This is a genomic window from Nostoc sp. (assembly GCF_036917775.1).
Lineage (GTDB): Bacteria > Cyanobacteriota > Cyanobacteriia > Cyanobacteriales > Nostocaceae > Nostoc.
The window spans coordinates 118,832-126,044 of sequence record NZ_JBALEQ010000109.1 but is presented as its reverse complement, the minus strand read 5'-3'; the positions used below and the strand labels follow the sequence as shown (position 1 = coordinate 126,044).

The 7,213-nt window shown below is 42.1% G+C and carries 4 protein-coding genes; 1 reads left to right on the top strand and 3 read right to left on the bottom strand.

The window, feature by feature from the left end:
* Positions 1–230 precede the first annotated feature (230 nt).
* The 3 genes from V7K69_RS22385 to btpA all read right to left on the bottom strand — a co-directional run bounded on the left by V7K69_RS22385 (position 231) and on the right by btpA (position 5,218).
* Positions 231–2,435: a CHASE2 domain-containing protein gene (locus tag V7K69_RS22385; protein WP_335038359.1), complete on the bottom strand. Its 2,205-nt coding sequence runs from the start codon at positions 2,433–2,435 to the stop codon at positions 231–233.
* A 796-nt stretch (positions 2,436–3,231) separates the two neighbouring features.
* Positions 3,232–4,215, bottom strand: coding sequence for a vitamin K epoxide reductase family protein (locus V7K69_RS22380; protein ID WP_335038357.1), 984 nt, complete (start codon positions 4,213–4,215; stop codon positions 3,232–3,234).
* Positions 4,216–4,369: 154 nt separating this feature from the next.
* Positions 4,370–5,218: a photosystem I biogenesis protein BtpA gene (gene btpA, locus V7K69_RS22375; protein WP_335038355.1), complete on the bottom strand. Its 849-nt coding sequence runs from the start codon at positions 5,216–5,218 to the stop codon at positions 4,370–4,372.
* A gap of 675 nt (positions 5,219–5,893) precedes the next feature.
* Here btpA and rimO point away from each other — a divergent pair.
* Complete coding sequence (rimO, locus tag V7K69_RS22370; protein ID WP_114082744.1) at positions 5,894–7,213, top strand: 30S ribosomal protein S12 methylthiotransferase RimO; 1,320 nt, start codon at positions 5,894–5,896, stop codon at positions 7,211–7,213.

The window sequence follows — 7,213 nt, the reverse complement described above, 5'->3', positions numbered from 1 at the left end:
CGATTCCACTTAACTCAGCCCCTAAAAGAAGTTGGGTAACTTTCTCTTGTCTTCTATTCATTGCTGCTAAATGCAAATTAGTCCAAACTCAAGTAAAAAACTACCTCTAGTCATATAGGAAATGCTTTTTCAAAATAGTGCCTTGCACATATTTAAAGTCTACAGTCCTAATTTAACGGTAAAATTTTTTACTATAGGGAGAAAAGTATCGAGACTTAACTCTTAACTAATTAAGCAAATTCGTAGCGATTTTTACCCAAGTGCTTGGCACGATACATTGCTGCATCTGCTTGTTTGATCAAATTTTCACTATCTTGGCTGTTGTATGGGTAGACACTTATGCCAATACTGGCAGAGATTCGGATTGCATAGCCATCCAAAATAATTGGCTTGGTAATACTGCTTAAGATTTTTTCGGCGACTTTAGCAGCTATCTGGACATTAGGAATTGCCCGCAAAATTATAGTAAATTCATCGCCACCCAAACGAGAAACTGTATCACTAGCGCGTAAAGAGTTGCTGAGTCTTCCAGCGATAGTCATGAGCAAGCGATCGCCCGTCTCGTGTCCCAGAGTATCATTGACTTGCTTAAAGCCATCTAAATCAATAAACAACAGTCCCAGCAACAGGTTATTGTGTTGCGCCCAATTTAACGACTCATAGAGTTGTTCGGCAAAAAATTTGCGATTGGATAAACCTGTGAGGGGATCGTGATACGCCAGATAACGCAAGTGGTCTTCTTTGAGTTTTAATTCATTGTTAGAGCGGAATAGTTCAGCAGCAGTCCGCTTCAGCTGCTCCTCCATTAGCTTGCGCTGAGTAATATCTCGGATGACCCCAACTAAAAAGAAATTGCCAGCTGAGTCTTTGTGAAGCGATCGCTTAGTGGCAATTTGATGAGTCTGTCCATCTGCATTTGTAAATTCTTCTTCATGTTCCTGGGGTTTTTGAGTTCGGAACACAAGATCATCCTGTTGTCGAAACACATCAGCTTCATGTTTAGGGAAAAAGTCATAGTCTGACTTCTCAATTAACAACTTATTTGGATAACCGATAAATCGACAATAGGCTTCATTTAAAACAATCCACTGGTGTTGTTCATTTTTTACAAAAATTGGATCGGGAATCGTGTTGATTACATGATGCAAAAATTCTTTAGAACGTTTCCACTCTTCCTGGATATGGGCAATATGACTGGTCATCCAAATAGCTGAACTGCCAAAGCTAAACAATGAGGGAAGGAGCGGTATCCACAAACCGTATAAAAAAGCAAGGTATGTAGTCAGTGTCAATACAAAGCAAGAAACTAGGATACAAAGCAGACTTCTAGTAGCGTGTCGTATCCGCCATGTCGTCATAGCTCCCAAATAAGACCAGATTAAAATCCACAAGTATTCCATCAAGTCAGACCAGAATCTTAATAATGGTCGTCCATCAAGAGCAGCAGATATTAACTCACTAATAAAATAAGCTTGCAGTTGAATACCAGGTACGGGCTTTGCCGTACCTATTAGATTACTGGAATAGGGAATGAATACAAAATCCTGGAGACTGGGTGCGGTGGAGCCAATCAGTATAATCCGATCTTTGATTAAATTTTCTTGAACTTTATCTGCCAGTACATCTTTTATCGATACCTGACGAAAATTACAAATTTCTCTAGATGAACTTTGACATTTAGGTTTGGGAAAATTGGTCAGAATTTGGTATCCTCTATCATCAGCCCTCACATAAGCACCATCATTAGCCTCGAAACGAGTAAATGATGCCTTACCCAATTGCAAATACTCAGGGTTGCTTTTTGCTTTGGTGGGGGTAATTCCCTTTGCCTTTAAATACAATAAAGCCAACTTCAGGGCAAAACTTTCGTGTAACTGCTCATCAACGTGCCAATATAACAAACTGCGACGTACTTTACCATCCAGATCGTACAGCACGTTATTAAAGCCAACTTGATCCTTATTCAGTCCCTGTGGAGGCAAAACACTAAAGTTTTTGTTTTTGTCATTTGCCAATAGTTCAATACCAATTAAATTGGGCATTGACTTATAAGTCTTACGCAGTTCCTGATTACCAGGCTCTACTGGCAAATTTCTGTAGAGATCTAAGCCAATAGCAAGGGGTTTGTGGACATTTAATTTTTGCAACAACAGTGCAATCTTCGCATCTGGAATCGGCCACGAACGTATTTCGTTCAAATAGGCTTCATCAATCACTACGATTGTAATACGCTCTTCCGGTGGTTCATTTGGACGTAAGCGAAACAATTGATCCAAAGCTGCAAACTCCAAAGATTGCAATAATCCAATGGAGTGCAACAGCACGACGCAGACTGCAACGCTGACGGCAGTAATCAATTCTCTGTGTCCTCGACTAAGCGATTGTTTTAGTCCAAAGATTAACTTTACAAAACGCTTGTCTAGCTGCTGATTCATTCCCATTACCTATTAGGGAGAAATATTCTCTATTTCCTATAGCTATTAACTATCGGACTAACATATTTTAAAGGAGAGTTAAATAGAGTTTCTAAGAGTTTTTTCAACTCAACAAGTTTCTTCAAGACATTCTGGCATTTGTGAATGTAATAACATATATTGAGGCTGATTTTCTGACCAAACGGCAACTGGGAGTTGTGTGGCTATCAGCACAGATTAATAAATCTGTTGAAAGGGAGTTTCAGTGAATTTAACACCCAAATACTTGTCTAACAAAACTTATTCAATTCAAGTCGCACATTTGTAATCAATTAAGTATTTTACTTATAATTGTGGTAACTTTTAACTTCTAACAGACACACCTTTAGGTTTGGTGGTGACATGATTACATCCCAAGTAGCCCCCAAGTGCTGTAAAAAAATTAAATTATATTTTAAATTAAAGTAAATATATTTAATTGATTTCCTTAAACTTGAAAATATTTTCGGATAAAAGCCGCAGGAAAACTGGTAGCTGGCTATTGGATAAGACCTATTATCTATTACCAAAAACAAAACAGCCAACTGGAAACAGACTTTGCTGTATTCATCCAGTTGACTATACTCGGTGCTGTAGCGGTAGTGGGGCGTTGATTCTATTTTGAGTGACAAAAAGCACTGTGTAATGACGGAAAGTCTACGTAGGCAAACCTCAAGTAAAACAAGTGGCGTGGCAGTCTTTTAACTCAGCAATATTCATTCTTGTAGGATGTGAGTTAAACCTTACCACTAGCTTGACCTAGCCTTCCCCAAGACAATTATTTGAAATACTTAAAGTTGCGAGGCCCTGTGTAACCAGAAACTTTTGCTAGTTCATTTAAGTTTTGGACTCCGCTATAACTTTGACCATTGATGATCCAAGTGGGGAAGCCTTCAATTTTTGCGGCTTTACACAGTTCTGTTTGAGCTTTAAGCCCATCGGGAGCGCACTCTATCTTAACATCTTTGTTAATTATTTCCTCGGCTTCCTTACCAAAAAGCTGCTTTTGTTCATGGCAGTGAGGACACCAGTAAGCGCTGTATTCCTTTGCGCCTACCTTTGCTAGATGGCTTGCTAAGGCTATTTCTGCCTCGCCAGAAGTGGTGGTAACTTCCCAACCAAAAGCTGGGCTAGGATCTCCTTTGGAATTAAAGGTAATTTTAACAGGTTGTCCTGGAGTTCCAGATGTAACATCTGATTTATTCACACCAGCATAAACGCCTAAAGTGCCAATCAGCGTTACCATACCCACAATTAGGGCGGTAAAGAAGATTTGTCCAATATCCTCCCAAGTACGACCCATAATTGTTAATACCAAAAGACTCACAGAAAACAAAGCTGAACCGATACAGTAAGGACAAATAGCTTTGATTTGAGATGTCAGCACATACATTAAGTAGCCGCTAAAGACAGACATAGCGATCGCACCCACCAGCAGCAACCACCACGTCAAATTTTCCAATTGTTTGCGACTATTGTTTTCCCCTGAGTTAAATACCAAGGGAGCCAAAGCAAATATCACCATACTGATGTATGCCAAAAACCCAAACAAAGCCAATGGCTGACCAAAAACTGTTGCCCAAGGACTGGAAAGCACATCATTACAACCCTTAGCGCCAGCCTCTGCCACACAAGCTGCACTGCCTCCTGTTAACTTTTCTATGGTGAGATAACCTGTGATCAGGGCACCACATCCAGCGATCGCGGCAATCAATGGCCGTGACCATTTATGAATCCAAGGAGTAGAACGACGGCGAATCATAAATATTGGGGAATGGGGAATGGGGATTGGGGAATGGGGAATGGGGATTGGGGAATGGGGAATGGGGAATGGGGAGTGGGGAATGGTTATTAATTCTTCTCCCCTGCTCCCTGCTTCCTGCTACCTTGCTTCTTCGCCATTCTTCATTCCCCATTTAAGAATGTAACTTTACTTGTTTTGCTGATTTACTTTCACCTTTGGAGTTCCAACTGCGACGCGCGGCTTCGACAAATTGACTGACGCGAATTGGGTCAATTGGTTGCTCAATACGTCCGTGACGTTTCAGAGAACTAGAAACTATTACACCATCTGCGGCCTGCATCAATGTATCAATATTTTCCCAATTTGCCCCACTACCAATAAACACTGGCGTGCCAGATGCTGCATCACAAGCTAGTTCCAAATCTTCTAAGTTAGGTGGACTACCAGTAGCCCAGCCTGACAAAATCACCCCGTCTGCTAAACCCCTTTCAATGGTGTCTTTCACGGCGACTGTGAGATTTGGAGAACTCAAAGGACGGGCGTGCTTCACCAAAACATCGGCCAGAATTTTAACATCGCAGCCTAACTCCCGTCGATACCGGAGTAGGTGATGGGCTTCTCCTTCAATTAATCCTTGATCGGTTGCCATTACTCCGGTGAGAACGTTAACGCGGATGAATTGCGCCTGCACACAGCTAGCGATCGCCATTGCACTTTTGCCGTCGTTTCGCAAAACATTTAAGCCTATAGGCAAAGTCACCAAGTTTTGTATCCGTTGCACCACAATGGTCATGGCACTCACAACCACGGGATCGACTTGGTTTTTGGTAAAGGGCGCGTCGAAAAAATTTTCCACAATCAAACCGTCAACCCCTCCGCTTGCAAGGGCTGCGGCTTCTTGCTCGGCTCGGTCAATCACCGCTTTTAGGCTACCTCCCCAACGGGGCGAGGTAGGTAGTGGTAGCAGGTGAACCACGCCAATAATCGGTGAGCGAGTTTTAAATAATTGATATAAGTCCACGTCTTTAATCCGCCTCGCGGAGTCCAGAGTCTAGAATTTTTTGACTATTGATTATATGACCCTTGACTCTTGACTTTTCATTAACTAGTCAAATGTGTTTTATGATGGTCGGTTTATTGCCTCCTTCCTCAGATGGAAATTGGCGTGAAACCTCCCATAAGATATGTTAAGATAAAACCTGGCTACAAGAGGAGTTTGCCACTCACTAGACGCAAGGCAGCTTTCCGTGGTTTAGGCATCTTGTCCCCGAACAGTCGTAGGACTTGCCAATCGCCAGGGTAGTATTACTGCTTTATCAAGCGTAGTCGCTTTCGTCGATTTCCCTGAGGGTAGCGACTTCTCAACAACAAGCCCTTTGGGCGGCTTCCCGATGGGTAGGTTAACAACGCACACGCTGTGGTAATGTAAAATACCAATAGGCGAATTGTTAAAAAAGATTACAAGTGTCAAAAGTACCCAAAGACACTTCAATTTACCCTGGGGAACAGATTGATAGAAATATCATAACATGACCTCTATTTTTATTTATTAATAGGGTTATGTGTCCACGTACAGTTAATAACAGTGGGAATTTGCCACTGTAGTGTTTTCATGAGGATGCTGATAGCAAAAAAGCGAAGTTAGCGCCGGAATGTTTGACAACAAGAAGAAAAAAAATGAAGATATTTTCAAAATATGGGTGACAAGCCAACAATTGCCATTTCTCACCTGGGCTGCGAGAAAAATCGAATTGATACAGAACACATGCTGGGAATGCTCGTAGAAGCAGGCTACGGTGTAGATACAAATGAAGAGTTAGCAGATTACGTTATTGTTAATACTTGTAGTTTTATTGAAGCAGCCCGGCAAGAATCTGTCAGAACTTTGGTAGAACTGGCAGAGGCAAATAAAAAGATCGTAATCACTGGCTGCATGGCGCAACACTTTCAAGAACAACTTTTGGAGGAGTTACCCGAAGCAGTAGCCGTTGTCGGCACAGGCGATTATCACAAAATTGTTAATGTAATTGAGCGTGTTGAACTTGGCGAACGGGTTAAACAGGTTAGTATCGAACCAACCTACATTGCTGACGAAACTACACCGCGTTATCGCACTACAACCGAGGGCGTAGCTTACCTCCGGGTTGCCGAAGGTTGTGATTATCGTTGTGCATTTTGTATAATTCCTCATCTTCGAGGGAACCAGCGATCGCGTACTATTGAATCTATAGTGGCCGAAGCCGAGCAATTAGTTAGTCAAGGAGTAAAGGAAATTATTCTAATTTCCCAAATCACCACTAATTACGGTTTGGATATTTATGGTAAACCAAAATTAGCCGAATTACTTCGCGCTTTGGGGAAGGTAGATATACCGTGGATCAGAATGCATTACGCTTATCCCACGGGACTGACCCCAGATGTGATAGCGGCCATCCAAGAAACACCAAACGTCTTGCCTTATCTGGATTTGCCCTTGCAGCATTCTCATCCAGATATTCTCCGCGCCATGAACCGTCCTTGGCAAGGGCGGGTAAATGATGGGATTATAGATCGCATCAAAACGGCGCTACCAACAGCCGTACTGCGGACAACATTTATTGTTGGTTTCCCAGGAGAAACACAAGAGCATTTTGAGCATCTACTAGAGTTCGTTCAACGGCATGAATTCGATCATGTTGGTGTCTTCACCTTTTCCTCTGAGGAAGGAACCCCAGCTTACAAGCTACCAAATCAGTTGGCCCAAGAAGTGATGGACGATCGCCGATACCAACTGATGGAACTCCAGCAACCGATTTCTCAAAAGAAAAATCAACAGGAAGTAGGCAAAATCGTCGATGTCCTGATTGAGCAAGAAAATCCTGAAAGTGGTGAATTAATAGGTCGTTCAGGTAGATTTTCCCCAGAGGTTGATGGTCTGGTGTATGTCAAAGGCCAGGCAAAGTTAGGAACCATCGTGCCAATAGCGATTCACCACGCTGATACATACGACCTCTATGGTCAAGTAGTCAATAACTAA

Excerpts from the sequence above, each read along its gene's own strand:
- V7K69_RS22385 (WP_335038359.1), bottom strand. The coding sequence starts at position 2,435 with ATGAATCAGCAGCTAGACAAGCGTTTTGTAAAGTTAATCTTTGGACTA.
- V7K69_RS22380 (WP_335038357.1), bottom strand. The coding sequence starts at position 4,215 with ATGATTCGCCGTCGTTCTACTCCTTGGATTCATAAATGGTCACGGCCA.
- rimO (WP_114082744.1), top strand. The coding sequence starts at position 5,894 with ATGGGTGACAAGCCAACAATTGCCATTTCTCACCTGGGCTGCGAGAAA.